The organism is Mycoplasma sp. 2261, assembly GCF_053851575.1.
This window is the reverse complement of the sequence record NZ_JBSQAX010000002.1, coordinates 57,691-75,510: the sequence shown is the minus strand read 5'-3', so window position 1 is coordinate 75,510 and position 17,820 is coordinate 57,691. Positions and strand designations below refer to the sequence as shown.

Sequence of the window (17,820 nt, the reverse complement as noted above, 5' to 3'; positions counted from 1 at the left end):
GGATCTATTGACAAAGTTAAAACAAAAAAACCAAAACCTTTACAGCTTATAGGTTTTGGTTTAAAATTAAGCATTATTTCTTTAAATCTTTAAATTCAAAATTAATAATACCAGAGTTATAAACTACTGCGAGTTTTTCAATTTCGCTATCTTGAATTATTTGTTGTTGATCATTATTTGTTCATATATAAGTCCCTGATGATCTTGTATTTTTTACTCAAAGGTCATTGCCTAACATATGATCTCATTCCTTATTTGAGCCAACACTATGTCTAAATCCGTTATTAGGGTAATCTAATGGTGATTTATTACTACTATCAGCATTATCTGGTGTTTGCCAACTTGTAGGATGAGTAGACAGCCATTTGGCAAAGTCATAATTTGATCAAACATATGCCATGGTAGATTCCATTTTATTATTATTAAAATTAGTTGTAAATGTAGAAAGTGGTGTTATTGAACTATCTTGTAATGCTTTATTTTTGGCAACATTAAAACTTTCATAACGATTAATAAATAATGAAACATCCTTACTATCTTGATCATAATCTACATCTAATCTTAATGTATATATCGCAGCAACAGGCATCGTTTTCGAAGGATCATAGGTTTGACGGCTTGCATTTGTGATTTTATTTCCTTGTGTGTCCACGATGGTATGTTGATTTTGAGTATAATTTTGTGGTCCGACTAATATTTTTCCAGGTAATATCGCTTCCACTTGAATTAATTTATCATTAATAACTCTTATTCTTAAAATTTGGTTTTCCGATTCTCATGTTACTGATGTAGATTGTTGATAAACATCAAATTCAGGGAATTGAAACTTAATATTAAAGTTAGCTTTATCTATTCAACCATCACGCTTAGTAACGGTGGCACTAACTGCATTATTGGCATTCTTATAATCAAATATTTCCTTAGTTTTGTAATTAATAATTACAGCATCATTAGAATTTTCAAGGCCTAATGCTTCTTTAAATGTTTTAATAGTTTGTTTTTTAACTTCTTCAGCAATTGTTTGCATTCAACCTAATTCATCAGCTTTACCAATAACTTGTTTAGTATTTTTACCTAGATTAGATTTATTATAATCTTTAAAGAATAATCCTGAGGTTCTCGCTTGAAGTTGTAAATCTTGCTTTGTCTTAAATGTAATATCTACATCTTTTTCAACAGAAAATCCTGAAAATTCCTTAAATACTTCTAAATTTGTTGGTTTAAATTCATAACGTAATTTAAGATTATTGGTTTTTTCGGTAATACTTGAACTACCAGGTTTAATAAATTTGCTAGTTGATGAATCCTTGACTAATTTAACCTTAAAGTTTAAGGGATTATAGATTGAATTACTATCAATTTTGGTAAATGCAAATGTATCAAATAATTCAAGAAATCCATCAAGGTTTGTAATATCAAGTTCATTTGATGAATTATTAGGTAATATTATTTCAAGTTTCTTATCAAATTCTTCCCTAGTAATTCCTGGTTTAGCAGAAATTTGGTAATATGGTTTAGTTTTATTAGCATTTTGATCGTTTGAATTAGTTTCACCTAAAATAGTTTCATAAAATAGTTTGCTATTTGTATTAGTTCAATCTAATAAAACTTTTAGCTTAGATTCAATATTGTTTAATGCGTTATTAGTTTTTTCAACTAAGAATAAGTCATTAATAATATCTCCACTTTTTTCCTTAACTAAATTATCTTTTTCACTATTTAATGATTCATAATCCTGTGAATATTTAGTTTCAAGAGCAGTAAGTTTGTTGTTATTATTTTTTCACTTAACTGATGTTTTGAATAACAATTGATAAATTTCTGTTAAATCTCTACGTTTATTTAAAAGGCTACTGAATTCTAACTTAAATTCATTAATTAATTCATCATATCCATTTATCAATTGTTTTGTATCAAATGCATAAGTTTGTAAATCAGGAGCCGATTCAGTAGTTTTTATTGTTGAAATTTTTTGTTTTAATAATTCAAATTTTGGCTTTAATTCATCAAATAATTTCTTAGAATTTTCAAACCCTGCTTTTTCAAACAATTTAGTTGAAACATTATTAGAAAATTGAGAATTATATTTATCAAAAGTAGTAGTTAGCTTTGAAATAATACCAGTGCCATCTTCAATCATTTGAGAAATATCATCTTTTATTTTTTGTGTTAGATTTTGCTTTGCTTCTTTTGCTAGTTTGATATTTTCAAGGTTTAAATTTATAAAATCATTTATAAAAGAATTTTTTGAACCGATGGAAATATATTTACTATCAACTGTGTTTTTGAAGTTTTTATTTTGATTAATAAACGTTTCAATAGAGGTTTTTAGTTTTCTTAGATTTATTAGTTTATCTTTAGCGCCTTGTGTCCATAATGTATCATTAATTATATTTGCATTGAAATCAACAAACTTCTGAAACTCGGTATTTAAAAGCGTTTGTTGGGTATCAAAGGTAGCAACAATTTGCTTCTTATATTCATCAAGTGCTTTTCTCAAAGCGGTATTAGTTTTATTAATTGCTTCTACTGCCTCAGAATAAGTATTATCTTTGGTTTTCACATTATTAATGTTTAATGAATTAACAGCATTTGCTTCGAATGTTGATAATAATACACCACTTTGTACTTCGTTTTGGCCTTGTTTTGATAATTTAGTATGAAGCTCGCTAGTTTTAGTACGAAGAGATCTTGCTGAGTTAACTTTTTCATTAACAATACCATCAATTTTATCTTGAATCTTCTTTATCTGAGCTAATTTAGCTAATTCATCATTATTAGTATTAGAGTTTAACTGCTTTGATTCTGTAATTAATGTCTGCAACTGATTATAAGCTTCCTTAACAGCATCAGAATCAAGTAATTCATTTAATCCTGTTTGTTTATAAGAAAGAATATTTTGGGCGTCTTGGTATTTGTATGCTAATGTTTTAGCATTGGCAAAAACATATTCAATTGAATCATTACCAGTGCCATTCAATCACTTTTGTGCTAAGTTTGCAAATGTATTAGGATCAGTATTTTCATCTAATTGGACTTGTTTTAATTCATTTTCAAATTCTGTAATTTTTTTATTAATTACTGCTTTTTCGTTCGCTATAATAACAGTATCATTCTTAATTTTTAACTTAACACTTGCTAGTTGTTGATAAACTTCTAAACGTGCTTTAAGAAGTTCAAGTTTCTTGATTTTCTTATCAATTTTATTTGATGCTTCCTCAGTTTGGTCTGCTGATGAAATATTGGCTTCATATAATGTTTTAACAGTAGCTAATTCATTTTCTAACTCAGCCTTATTTGTATTCACAGTGACATCCAAAGGAACAAAAGCACTAACAAACTGTTCAATTTCCGTTGCTTTTGAGGCGAGTTCGACTAACTTAGATAAAAATGCTTTTAGGTTATTAACCTTATTTAGATTTTCATTTAACTTTTCTACGCTATTTGTTTCCTCTTTATTAGTTGATGCATCGATAATATCATCTATTTGATTATTTAATGATGTTATTAGGGGCAGATATTGTTTAGCGTTTTGATATACTGCAGAACCCTTAATGTTATTAATAGCATCAAATAAGTCTTTACGAGTTTGACGTATTTTCGTTTGTTCATTAACCTTAGTAGTTAATTCATTAATATATTTAGTAATCTGTTCTTTTTCAGGATTTTGTCCAATATTAGGCAAGGCATTTCACATAAATTGGATTAATTTATTTTCATCAAATTGCGTTGCATCGTAATTTGATGAACCTTGGCGTTCAAGTCTTCATATTCCCACTGTTTGAGATACTTGTTTTAACAATTGAACTAATTTTAATGTCTCTTCACTTTTTGATTTAACTTTTTGAATTCTTTGAGACTTTTGTAAATCCGTTGTTTCAGATAGATTGTTAGCAGCTTCGGCCAATAATGAGTTCAATCAACTGTCAATTTTGTCATTATTTCTTGTTCCACTGATTGATTCAAGATCATAAAATGTAAGATCACTATTAATATCTTTAATCTTACCGATAATCTTTTCTGTGACTTCGATAACATCTAAAATACGTTCTTTTGATACTTGAATTTTTTTAATTAAATCAACAAATTTTTGTTTATTTATTTCAGCCAATTCATCTGATGTTTTTGTATTATCTGTACTTACTGTTTTAAATAAATCTCTCGCTTGTGATAATAAAGGATTTAAATCTTGCGTTATATATGAATTAACAGTATCATTAATCGCAGAACCTGCAGCGCTAATTATTGTTTCGGCAGAACCAATAATTAAAGCGAGTATGTCATAATATTCCTTGATTTTTTCAATAGTTTCAATTCGATTTTTAACTTGCAAAAGTTGAGCCTTAGTCGTTGATTGCAAGTTTGATGATAGTATTTGATCAATAGCTTCCTTAGAATTTGTTGCTAGGCTATTATCAGCTAGATCTCCCAGTTCAATTATTTTAGTGCCAAAAATTTGCTTAGCAATTTCATTGACTAAAACACGATTTTGATTTTGGCCATTATTCAATCCAGGAAGGGCACGGAAGTTTTCAAAGTGTTGCAATAAACCAATGGCCTTTTGTTTGTTTCTTGCTCTTAGACCAGCTTCTTCTTTAATACGAGTCAATTCCTTAAGAACATATTCATTTTGCTGCTTAATTTTTAATGTTTCTAATGGTGCGTGTTCACCGCTTAATAATGCCTTAAGTTCAGCAATGGCGCGTGTTTTGACATCTGAATCTAAATCCTTTTGATATAAATCTAATTCTGTCGCTACGTCAATTTGCAACACATGGAATTTTAGCATCTCATTAATATTGACAATTAAATTTTGAGCTATAGGAAAATCGATATCAATTGATATTTGATTATTTATTCTTGCTAAAAATCTATCAGAATAAGTTTTAATAAAATTCTTTTCCGATGAAGAATGAAGGGCGTCTACATTTGTTTTTACAAAATTTTTATATTTTTCCAGAGTGATTAAAACTATATCCTTATGATAACCCGCAGCCATCATTCTTTCATTTTCTCTAATTGATTCAATGGTTGAGTTAATAGGATCATTAATATCCATTACATATTTTTGACGGGCTTTTTCATAATTATCAAAGGTTGTTAAGGCATCGGGCTTAGCTAGATTATGATATGACTTTTTATCATACTGAATAACCTCGAGTTCAATTCTTGCTTTTTCTTCCTTATATTTATTAATGAGATCATCACGTTCGATAGCAAGTTTCTTAACTAATTCATTTAGTTCTTCAACTTTCAACGCAAGACTTTCGGGAGTATAAGCTTCACCCCCTGATGAAGAATTGACCGAAAGAATTTTTTCATATATTTCCTTAGCAGCATTAACTTTATTCTTAACGACTTCAAGGATTCTATACTTTTGTTGATCTTCACTTAAAACATTAACTAAATCATTAATTACAATCTTACGTAATTCGTGTTTTGATTGTGCAATAACAATAGCATCCTCAATAGCTTTCTTTTTCTTTCCGATTAATTCAATTGTGTCAGAATGATCAGGTAAATTTTTTTCAATTTCATCTAATAAAGCATTTGCATCCTTAGCTGATTCTGTTTCCACTAATGAAGGTGAATTTTTGATTTTATCAGCTTCTAAAATAGCACGTTTAGTAATATCAACAAGTTCAGATTGTCCTGTTAAGACTTTTACAGCATCAAGTGCAGTGACATCTGATGTTGTAGTTTCCTTGCTTTTAGCATATGCATCCAATTGTTTAATAGCATCATTTATTTTTGTTTCAATTGGTTTTAAATTAGCAGATATCGGATATGTTTTGGCTTGAATAGCTTCGTTTCGTGCACGAATTTGATCTTTATGAAAAGCGAGATCGAGGTCATCATTAATAGATTTTGATAGTCTTGCCGAATCAGCTACTTTTGCAACATCAGGTAAATTATTAATGTTAGCAATTTGTCTAATTACCAAATCAATTTCATTTTTGGTTCCTTCTGCGGAAGCGATTGTTTGAGGAACACGTGATCGTTTATCAATATGGGCATTATATTCATCTGATATTTTTTCATATCTTGCAATATTATTTTCAATACCCTTTACATAAGGAATCATTGCTTTAATTTTATTAGCCTTATCTAGAATCTCATCTTTTTCCGATTTTGTTAAACCTTGTTGACGTGACTGATTTAACAGTTCATTATAGGCATAACGTAGCGATGATTCTCCCTCGGAAACAGGTTCCGATGCATCCTGGTGTGGATAATTTTTATTAATTAATTTTTCAATACTTTTAATTTGCGATTCAAGACTACTATCTTTTCGCTTGTCTCTTAGGTTTACAAGTTTTTTATCAGCTTCCTGGCTTAATCTATTAACCAAAGCAAAATCAACTGGTGTAGCAGATAGCGCTTTTTTAATATCTGCTTTAATTTGTTCGATTTCTGCAAAATCCTGCACAAATTGATGTTTAATATCATCATCACCATTAATTTCATCAATGAGCTTATCAAGATCATTGAGAGTGGAATTAACTTTTCTGATTATTTTGGCACTTTCTTGAATATTACTTGTTATTTCAATAACATCTTCAACTCATTTAGTATTACTAAATGAGTTTATTTTTTGTGTATCGACACTATTACCATTTGATAGTTCTTTTAATAAATTATTAATTTCTGTAGCTCGATCAGTAAGATCCTGTTTAGTTTTGCTTAATTTATCCAGTTGTGTTTGTTCATAATCAGTATAAATATGCGGGTGCTCATTAGTTGGGTTAAATGTTAATAATGTATAATCTTCAACATCCATACGTGATTGAGCAGCATTATTTTGCAGATACGTCGTTTCGAGGATAGCAATTAATTTATATTTTTGAATTTGATTAAGGATATCTTTTGAAATTATTGGATTGTAATTAATTGATGTAATTTTTTTAGATTCAATGTTTAATTTATCAAATATTTTAGCAAGTAAGGTAATATCAACTTTTTGCGATTTTACTTGATTCAGTTTATCACTAGTTAACTGTGTAATACTTAATAAATCATAATCCTTTAATCTTGCAATTTCAAGTGATGTCGCTTTTTGCAAATAATCTAACTGAGCCTTTTGTAGGGTTCTTAGTTGTTCTCTTATACTATATTTTTTTTCAATAATTTGTTGTGTTGTTAAATTAGCAATAATATTTTCGCTTAATATCTGATTTTTTAAATCCGTTGCTTTTTGCAATACATCTTTGCTTAAATATTTTTCTTTATTCTTACTATTAAATCCGTTGATATTAATAATAGTATCATCAATTTCTTTGGCGATATTTGCAAGTTCCAATCTAGTTTCAACTAATGTAGAAACCGAATCATTAATATTTGATATTTTATCTTGGACATCATTAATATTAGCATTATCTACCTCTGCTAATTGATTTAAAACAATATTTAATTCTTGTTCATTTAATAATCTAGGATTGTTTTTATGTACTTGTGAATATTCATTAATAATATTTGTGATATAACTATCCAAATATTGAATATGATTAATTCGATTCATGAAATCAATAACTTTATTAATAATTTCTTGTTTATTATTTTTTTCAAAGTTATTTGTATTAACTAAAACCTTATAGTCCTTTTCATTCAGAATTGCTCCAAAATGATTGCCTAAATTATTGATATTTACATTTTTTACATATTCAACAAAAAGCTTAAATTCATTAATAATTTGTTCCGATGATAATTGTTGATCATTTAAGGCTTTTTCATAAATATCAAAATTAGCTTTTGCTAATCGCAAATCAGCTATGGTTAATGAACTATCAATTTTGATTGCAACTATATTGTTGTAATATTCAACCAAGTTAATATAATTTTTGGTTACTTGATAATTAAGTATTTCATTTAATTCTTCTTGCAAAATCATTTTATTTTTTATAACAAATGTAATCATTTGATCAAAAACATTTTTATTTTGCAAAACAGAATTAGTTAACAGTATTTTGTTACTTAATAGCTCTAACTGCTCAGATAAATCTTTGTCAGTTTGTCTATTAATAGATTTTTTAAGAATTTCAGAAGTTATAAATAAAATGTTTGCATCAATACTTTTTTCAATATCTTTAATTGTTTTTTGATAAAAATCATTGAATTCTCCATGCTTAGTTGTACTTCTTGTATCCATTATTTTATTTTCAACTAATTGTTTATTAATAGCTATATCATTAATTCTAAAATCATTAAATAACAAGTCATTTTCAATTTGATTAATAACCTGTTCAATATCACCACGTAATGCTTTTGTAGGAAGCATCTTTTTTAATTCAACAATATTTTCATCAAAGCTATTGCTTGGTATTAAAAGATATTTTTCGATCAAACTTCTTTGTAATTCAATTTTAATCGTTAATGTTTCACTGTATCTATTAATTCAATTAAATTGTTGTTCTTTGTTTAATTTTGCAAAAGAAGAAAGACCGATTTTTAAATCAGTAAGATCAATTGAATCAAATTGATTTTTAATGTCTATTTCTCTAATTCTTGATGCCTGATCCTTTAATAATTCCTCAATTTCTTTCATACTATATTTATTGATTTCATTATTGCTTATTAGTCTTTTAACATACTTAATAATGTAATCTTTCTGCACATTTTTTATGTCGTCTAGGGCAATAAATTTTTCAACAGCAGTTGAGTTAGGGTTAGATAATGTTAATTTTACCGCATCAATTAATTTGTCAAGTTCCTTCATTTGTTTTGGACTTGGAGAAAGTTTTTTGACAACTTTTTCAAAAAGTGAATTACTTTTTTCAAATTGTTTTAATAATCTATTATTGGTTTCTGAGGCCACAAAATCATTATGATGCTTGGTTAAAAATACCGCAGCTAATGTCGATGCCGTGGCAATTGTAGCCATAACAACGGCGGTTGTTCTTTTTTTTGTTCTTCTATTCATTATTTATCCCCTTCTTTATCCTCATGAATCCTTACCATGAAATCAAAATGATCATATGCATTAATAATTTGTGGCTCATTTCATTCAGTGCCACCACGTTTACCATTAGGATTATTATTGTTATAATCTCTATAACCATGGTTTTGTATATTGTTTGCTTGTCTAGTTTTATCAGTTCATTTTGCTGCAAACATTTCAGCAAAAACATAAGCCTTAATATTTGCATCATTGGGGTTTGCCTTAACCAATGAATTCATATTAATTTGCTCTTCCTCAGTATTATCTTTTGGAGGATAAAAATGCCATTTTGCAGTACCGGATAACGTCATCTTAAATGAGGCATCGGTTTGGTTTATGTTATTATCAATTTTTAATTCGTATCAAGTATGTAATACACCAAAGTCCATTTTTCCATTTTCTTCAAAGACAACTGGTATTGTATAACCAAATGGTATCCAGTTTCTAAAATAATCGGATGTAAAATCTAGGTCAGCACCTGTTTGTGTTCAATACGAGAACATTTTTCCGTTTGGCAACATAGCATGTTTAAATTTTCTGCCCATGCCATTAGCTGCAAAAGTTAACCCTTTTGAATTATCAAGTTTAATCTTATACTTGACATTAGGATGCGAATTCGAAAGATCGAAATTTGCATATTCTTTTTTCATAGCATCTTCTAATGAAAGTTTATATAAATCTAGATTTTCTGGTTTTTGTACTTTGTTAAATAATGAATCATCTCATTGTTGACCAGTAAAAGTGACATCCTCGCGAATATACTTAATATCGTGGTTAATTAAATGTTTATTTGCTCCCTCCGCAATAGCATTCATTAAGTTAACATTCATATTTCTATTATTTCATCCGGCTTTTTTGGCCTCGAATATTTTGTGGCTATTAATAAATTGTTTGTTTTGTTCTTTTGTTTTAGTTTCACTTCCCAAATCGTTTTTAGTAACTCTAAATAAAGATAGTGTCTTAAATGTAATTCAAACATCATTATATGTAAGCGTTCTATCTGCTACATCATTAAAGAAGTTCTGCATTGAATGTGATGTTGGCTTTTTATATACAACTTTTAAATTGATTTTTGTCTTTTTTGTTGAAGTATCGGTTTGCAAGAATTCAGGAGCTCATGAGTTTGATGTGGCAGCCCTAGTAATATATACTCTAACGTTAGTTGTGTTATAAGGTAAATCGCCGATATTTTTTAAAATTCCAAATTTATCAAATAAACCTAATAGGTTATTATTTTGTGTTATATCAAGTTCCATGGCACTAGAATGATTACTAATTTTATTAATTTGTTCAATAAAATCTTCATATAATGTTGTAGATTTAGGTTCTACTTCTCTAATTTTTTCTTCACCATTGCGGTTGATATAATCAAATAAGAAAATATTATTTCCTTGATCATTTATTCACGTATTTAAATTATTTAAATTTGCAAAAATACCTTTTAATGCTTCTTGTTTTAAGGATATAGAGGCATTTTTATTGGTTAAAGCAGTATCAGTAATTTGCATTTGTGTCTTAGCGGAATTATGAATGGTATTGTATGAATTAATAATATTGGCAAATACAGTATTTGATGAATTATTCTGTTTAAAATGTTCTCCAGCAATTAAACTTAGCATATTTTTAAAATCTGATTTTGATACCACTTCTGTGTAAAAGTTAATTAAATTACCTTGTGAGCTCTTGGCTGTATTTAAATCACTTGAACCATAAATCAATGTATCAATAGCTTCTAAAGCCTTGATTAATTTTTCAATAGCCTCATAGTATTTTTTAAAATCATCTTTTATTGTTGTATTATTCGAACTATTAATATCATTATTAAAATTAATGTTCAATTGTTGAACTGCAAGATCATTAAAGTTAGCAGGAAGTGCGCTATTTGCTTCTTCGACTTTTTGAATATTTTGTTTTATTTCATTAATGCCATTAATATTATCACTACTTGAGGTATTTAATTTTTCATCTAATAATTTAACAATTCCAAAGACATTATTCGTATTTGAACTATTTTGATTCATTTCCTCGTTAAATGAGTTAATTTGCGTTTTTAATTGTTCGGATGCACTTTTGGTTAAAGTCTTAATTGTTTGATAATCATTTTCGAGGGTATTAGTTGTATTTCTTAATTCTTGTGAAATTAGCTTATAGTTTGAAGTATCCTTGCTTAGAATTTGGCCAGCTTTTTGAACATTACGTTCAAAGCTATCAATTAGTTTATCAAGATTAAATAGAACACTAAGTTTTTTTGATTGCTCTTGGGTTAATTGCTTATTATTTGAATTATCTATCGAAACTTGTTGTGACTTAAATAATTTAACATATAAATCTAATCTATCTTTAACAAGAGTTAGATGATTTTTTTCATATTTAACAATTGCCTTAATTTGATCTTCAAGAGCTTTTTTGGCCTTTAATAATTTTTTATTAGCATCTTTAATATTGTCTAGTGTATCTAAAGTAATATCGACCGATAATGAAACAGCATCCTTTGTAAATGTATCTTGTAAAGGAGTTTTTGTTTTATCGCTACCTGCATTAGAATATGATGATGTTATAAAATTATTTGCTTCATCTATTTGCGCCTTTAATTCTCGTAATTCTTCACGTTTTTGATCTTTAAGTTTTTGAATTACACTTTCCGTTTGATTAGTAAGTTTAAATATAGAAGCTAATTTATTTTCTTCATTATGATGTTCAGCTTTTATATTACTTTTAGCTTCATCAACAGCTTGTTGCAATGCTTGATATAAATTACGCATCGCTTGCGATTCCTTAGTTTTATAATCATTATCACCGTTTGTAGGAATAAATGCTTCAGCAGAGGTGATAGCTTTTTTTAGTTCGATACTATTTTTTAAACTAATTTCAAAGCTATTTTTTCCAACATCTAAATATGTTTCTTTTAATGCTTCTAAACCACGTACATCAATAGCATCCCGGTTACCTAATTCAACTAACAAATCATCTAGAATTTTCTTTAATGGTTTTTTAGCTTCCTCACTAATTTCGCTTGTGCTATTCAATTTACTCAATTTATCAGAATAAGAAATTAAAATATCTATCTTTTTAGCATTACTTTCAATTAATTTGTGCTTTGCCTCAATTTCTAATGCGATTAAAACGCCAAAGTAAAAATTATCCTTTGATTGCGTAGCTGATGTTTTTTCCACAATATTAAACTCATGTTCCAATACTTGAATTGCCTTATTTAAAGCATCAGATTTATTTGTGGCTTTTTGGCCAGTTTCTACTTGTTTTTTAGCTTGTGCAACAACAACAGCTAAATCAGCATATTTATCAAATAAAGAGTGTGATGATAAAACCTCTGATTTTATATTATCAATTGCATTAATATCAGTGGCATTCATTATTTGGGAAATGGTTAATAATCTTTCTTTAAATCTTTGCGTTCTATCTTTTTTAAGTTCATCAAATATTTTCTGATCTTGATTTTTATACTTATAAGAAGTTGTTAGCATATTATTTTCATTATCAAAAGCCTTTTTAATTTCTTCATATGCAGATTTTCTTGTATTATAAAGTGATTGATAGGCAAGGTGTTGGCTTTCAAGTACTTTGGTTGCATTATCAATTTTTGAAGTTATAGTTATTGGAGCAAATGTATCTTGTGGTATTTCTGGAATTGATTCAATTACAATTTGACCTAGATTCTTTTGATCAATATCATAGCCATATTTTTGACTGTCAAAATTTCATTCACCAAGTGAATCATATTTTGATAAAATGTCTTTTTGTTTTGCAATTAATCTCTTGAATTTAGTAACTATTTCATCCAAAATTTGCATTTGGTTTAAATCACTATTTACCTTTGCATCTTTTGCATATGATTCTAATTTTCCTACATATCTAGTTAGCTTTTCCTTAGCAGCAGCAGCACCATTAGTATTTCTACCTTCTCTATAGGCCATTTGAGTTGATTCTGTTTTTAAGGTTTTAATATTATTATTTAATTCAATAACCTTTTCTAGTCTTACAACCAATGAAGATATATCGGCTTTCTTTTGACTTAAAATTGAATATTTTGTAGGATCATTATATGAAGCTTTGGCATCATCAATTTGCTTCTTAAACTGTTCTTTTAGGTTATCAAATACATCCTTAATCGGACCATCTGCTACTATTAATTTTGCTACCTTATCTTCATTTTCTTTTACGGATTCAGCTAATGATAAAATTGCTTTAAAATTAGTTCTTACAATTTGCATTTTTTTATTAACTTCATTAACTTCTCCAATATATTTGGCCTTATCATCTACGTATGTAATTGCTTCAAGTTCTTTAACATATTTCGAAATTAAACCATCAGTCCCAACTAATGATTCTTTTACTTTAACATCGTGAATTTGTGTATTAACCTTGCTTTCTACTTCCTTTTTAAATGCATCAAATCTTTCCTTTTGATTTTGTTTTAATTGTTCAAAAGGTACGGACTCAACAAAAGCATTACGCAATTCTGTTATTTTATCCTCAATTAGTGCTGTCGAGTCACTTTGTCCAGGAATTGACTTAACAAGCGCACTTACTAAACGATTGTATGCATCAGTACTTCTATTATTTTTTAGTTCTAATAATCTTTTTGAAACAGCTAATTGTTCATCAATCAAGTTTCCTAAGGTTTCAATTCTACGAGTTTCAGATAAGACATCATTCACATCAATAGCATTAACTCTCGGTGTTACCTCATTATCAGCATGAAGAATAGTTTCATTAATATTTGAAATAAAATTCTCAATAGTTATGTTATTTTGTAGAGTTATAGTTGGCGATTCATTCATCTTATTTTTTAAATTATCTAGTTTGCTATCTACTAATGACTTGGTATGTTTAAATTCATCTTTTCTAAAACTAATATCTACTTTCGAAGATAATGCTTTTAAGTCTTCAAATTTGGCTTTATCATAATTAGATTTACTTGTTTGATCTGATGGAATAGGTTTTGTTTTATTAACTAATTCATCAAATTTAAATTTTAACTTTTGAATTTCTGAGCCACTATTTAGGCTAGGATTTGAAACCAAAACTGAAAATTTTTCAGTTTGTTCATCATTTAGGAACTTATTGATTTGTCTTTCTAAACGAGCCTTAGCATCTTCAAATTGACTATGAATTTCTTGTTTCTTAACAGTATGTTGATTAATTAAATATTCAATTCTTTGTTTTTGATTGAGTAGATCTGCTTTGGTGGTTCGATAATTAGAAATATAGGTACTAAATTGAATAATTTCCTCTTCAATTTCTTTATCTATTTTTTCAAAAATATATCTTTGTGACTTATCATTTGCTTCATTTTTATATTGATTATCTCTTACGGCTTGCAGGCGAACAATAGCATCTTTAACTTCTTTAGAAATTTCTATTTTTGCATTTATCTCATTTAAGGCAATAATCTTATCATTAATTTCTGCTAATGCATCATTTAGCGAACCTCTATTAACATTGATAACTTGTGTAAAAGCTGTATATAGTTCCAAATATTTGTTTTTATCAACTTTTGATAATTCAATTGCTGATGATTTAGTTTTTTCGTGTAAATCATGTTGTGAAGCAATTTTTGCAACCGTTCGATTTGTATCGTTAATAATATTTTGATAAGCAAAGGTAATGCGTTGCGAAATACCTTCAATTTGGAAATTTTTTGATTCAATTTTGCTTCTAATATCTTTAACTTTTTCTTCATCTGATTCTTTAATCAAATCACTATACAATACTTTAAGTTCATCTTGAATAGATGTAATGCTTGCACTCATTTCATCAATACTTTTTTGAACCTTATCAATGTTATTAAGTCCATCTTGACTAGCTTTTTCAAATATTTCAATATCACCATTTATTAATGCAAATGGATCATTATTAATTTTTAAATTATTAGATAATTCTGCGTCTGCAAGTTTATTGTTTGCTAATAATATTTTTTCTTTAATTAATTTATCCTTAGCAACTTCTAATTTAATCTTTTGCGTGCGACCAGCGATATCTATATTTTGTTTTGCTAATCATGTCTTATTATGTATTTCTGGATTGTATAATTCCTTATCAACAATATTGTGATATTTTCCAATTAATCCATCAGTTTCCGTATTTAAAACCCCAAGTTTAGCAACAATGGTTCTAATTTGATCTCTAGCCTCTATAGTTTTAAACAAGTTATCATTAGTTGAATCGACTTTTAAAGATTGATAAACTTTCTTAGATTCTTTATTTTCAATTTCAAGTTGTTTAATAGCTAGCTCAAATGTTGCCGCAACTTCAATTGATTCACGCAAAACATCAAACTTATTAGCTAAAAGTTGACGTTTATCGCTCTTTTCTTTTTCCGATAAATTCTTTTCGTTTTTAATAGCATCTACCTCAGCTTGCAAATCAGCTAATTTGGCTAAAAATTTAGCTTCAACAGGAGTTGTTTTGCCTTCTTCGCGACGAGATGAAAATGTGTCATCAATTAACTGTGCAATAATTGAGGATTGTGTTGATGATTCTAAAATTGAACGCTTATTTTCAAAATCTTTTAATGCTATTGATAATTTGGTTTGAATATCATCCAAATCATATTCTGTCGGATTTTTTAGTGCTTCATCAGATAATCTTTTAAGTTTTTGAATTTCATTTAATTCCTTACCAAGATAAGTTTTAACCTTTTCCTTATTTTTCACAATTGCTAAAATTTGAGCAGTTTCATCTTTGGTATTTTCCAATTTTTTTGCACTTACAACCTTCTTTGCATATTCATCTTGTAACTTCTTTAATTTAGTAATTTCTGCTTCTTTTTGTTCTAATGTTAGCTTATCATCTTCCGTCACTAGCTTAATATCGGCAGAAATGCGGGCCGTTTTAAAAGCAAGATCCTTTGCAACAGGAGAATCAGGATTATCCTTTCATTCATTTTTTATATCATCTAATAATTTATTATTATCTTCAAAAATTGGGCTTGATTGATGTGAAAGTTTAGAAACATCAAAGAAATCAAGAGCTTCCTTGATTAAACCACCCGCTATCGCTTTTTGACCATTAGGTAAAATAGCCTTTTCATCTTCAAAAACAGACATTTCCTTACGTGTTGCAGTTGAATAAATTGAAGCGAATCCTAATAATTTAGTTTTTAAACTATCATATGTTTTTTTGATGGTTGGATAATATTTATTTATATTAACGATTTTTGAAACTTCGCCTTCGATTCCTTCAATAATAGTTTCAATTTCCTTCTTGTTGGCAATTCTTTCATATTCGCTATATTCCTCAAATTTACTACTTAAATCGGCAAGAGCAGTATTCTCAAAGTCAATTTCATTAATAGCTAAAAGTGCTTGTTGCACATTTAAAAGCGTAGAATCATCATTTACAAAAATTTTGTTGTATCTATTTTTTCCAGATGTAAATTTCAACTGTTTAGATAATATGTTGAATTGTTCTTTATAGAAATTTTTAAGGGTATTATTAGTGTCAATATCACTTAATATCTGATTTATAGTTGAAACATATTCAAAGAAACCAGCACTACTTTTGAATTCTTGATTTTCAATTTTGTCAATAAGCTCTTGTTTAAAATTTGCATCTTGAATTTTATTAATTTCTTCCTTCGCATCATTAAGTAATTTATTCGCAATAGCTATTTCATTTAACGCCCTATACAAATCGGAATGAATTTTATATGCTGGAGTTTTTAATTTGTTGGTTGAAGGGTCTGTATCTTTAACCTTATTATTTGCTTGAATAATAGCAAAATCAATAGCACCAATAAACTTGCTATCAACCTGTTGTTTAATTTTATCTGCTTGTGCAATTAAGTCTTTTACCTTGTTTAAGGTAGTTTCATCACTGCCAAAATAGTCTGATGTTTTGTTGATTATTGTTGATATATAGTCACTTATAACTTGTGAAGCCGTTATTTTTTTTGAATCTTGCAGTCCTATAACTTCAAATGATAGATTTCCTTTATTTTCTATTACAAACTTCTTAATAGCATCTAGTTCATCATAAATGATTTGTTTTATTGTCTGGTCTAAATCCATTGTTGCAACTTGGTTTTTTGCCTCAACAATTTGTGAATAAATTTTTTGAATTTCAGCTTCATTATTAATTGATTCATCTTTAAATAAATCATTACTTTGTGTTGTGAACAATGTATCCAAGACATCAACAACACTATCCCTAGATAAAACATTTTGTTCAAGTTTGCCGTTGATAAAATCAATTAATTTTAGAACCTTAACATTCTTAATACTGATATTAAGTCTATCTGTTTTTTGAATATTCTTTAAGACAAAAACATTCATTTTTAATTCTAGATCAAATGCTATCTTGTCTTGCTTAGCAATTATTTTTTCAACCTCATCAACAAATTTTTGTTTATCATCATAAGTTTGCTGACTAGCATTATAGATGTCTAGTTGTTTATTAAACTCATTTTTTAAATCTGGTGACTTAACTAAATTGCCTAGTTGTTCTATAGCATCACGCGCTACTTTTGTACTGTTTGAATCAACAAGCATTAAACTGCTTACCATTCTTCTTAAAATATTTCTTTGATCAAGCATATTTCTAATGGCCGAGACAGCATCAGCTGTTTGATTGCTAATTTTATTTGCGATTAATTGATTTGCATAGTTAATTGCTGTTTGTAATTTATTTTTTGATTGCTCCGAAAGCATTTCATCATACTTATTTAAAAATATTCTAGCCTTCTTTTGCTCTTGAACCAAGTCATCATGAGCTTTTGTATCTATTGACTTATATTCAGTATTGTGAAGAAAAGGAACAATAGCAGCTAAGGTAATAGCCGGTATTGCAGTTAATAAAGAAGTTACAATAACACCTTTTTTTACTTTTCTATGCTTCTTTTCTAAATCTAAATTTCTTTCATTCAT

At 28.0% G+C, this 17,820-nt stretch carries 2 protein-coding genes; both read right to left on the bottom strand.

Annotation, left to right across the window (positions count from 1 at the left end; all coding sequences use genetic code 4):
* Positions 1-73 precede the first annotated feature (73 nt).
* Positions 74-8,917, bottom strand: a complete 8,844-nt coding sequence (locus ACWXVM_RS00675; RefSeq protein ID WP_455993769.1) for a hypothetical protein — start codon at positions 8,915-8,917, stop codon at positions 74-76.
* Positions 8,917-17,820, bottom strand: coding sequence for a hypothetical protein (locus ACWXVM_RS00670; RefSeq protein ID WP_455993767.1), 8,904 nt, complete (start codon positions 17,818-17,820; stop codon positions 8,917-8,919). Before ACWXVM_RS00670 ends, ACWXVM_RS00675 begins: the two co-directional genes overlap by 1 nt.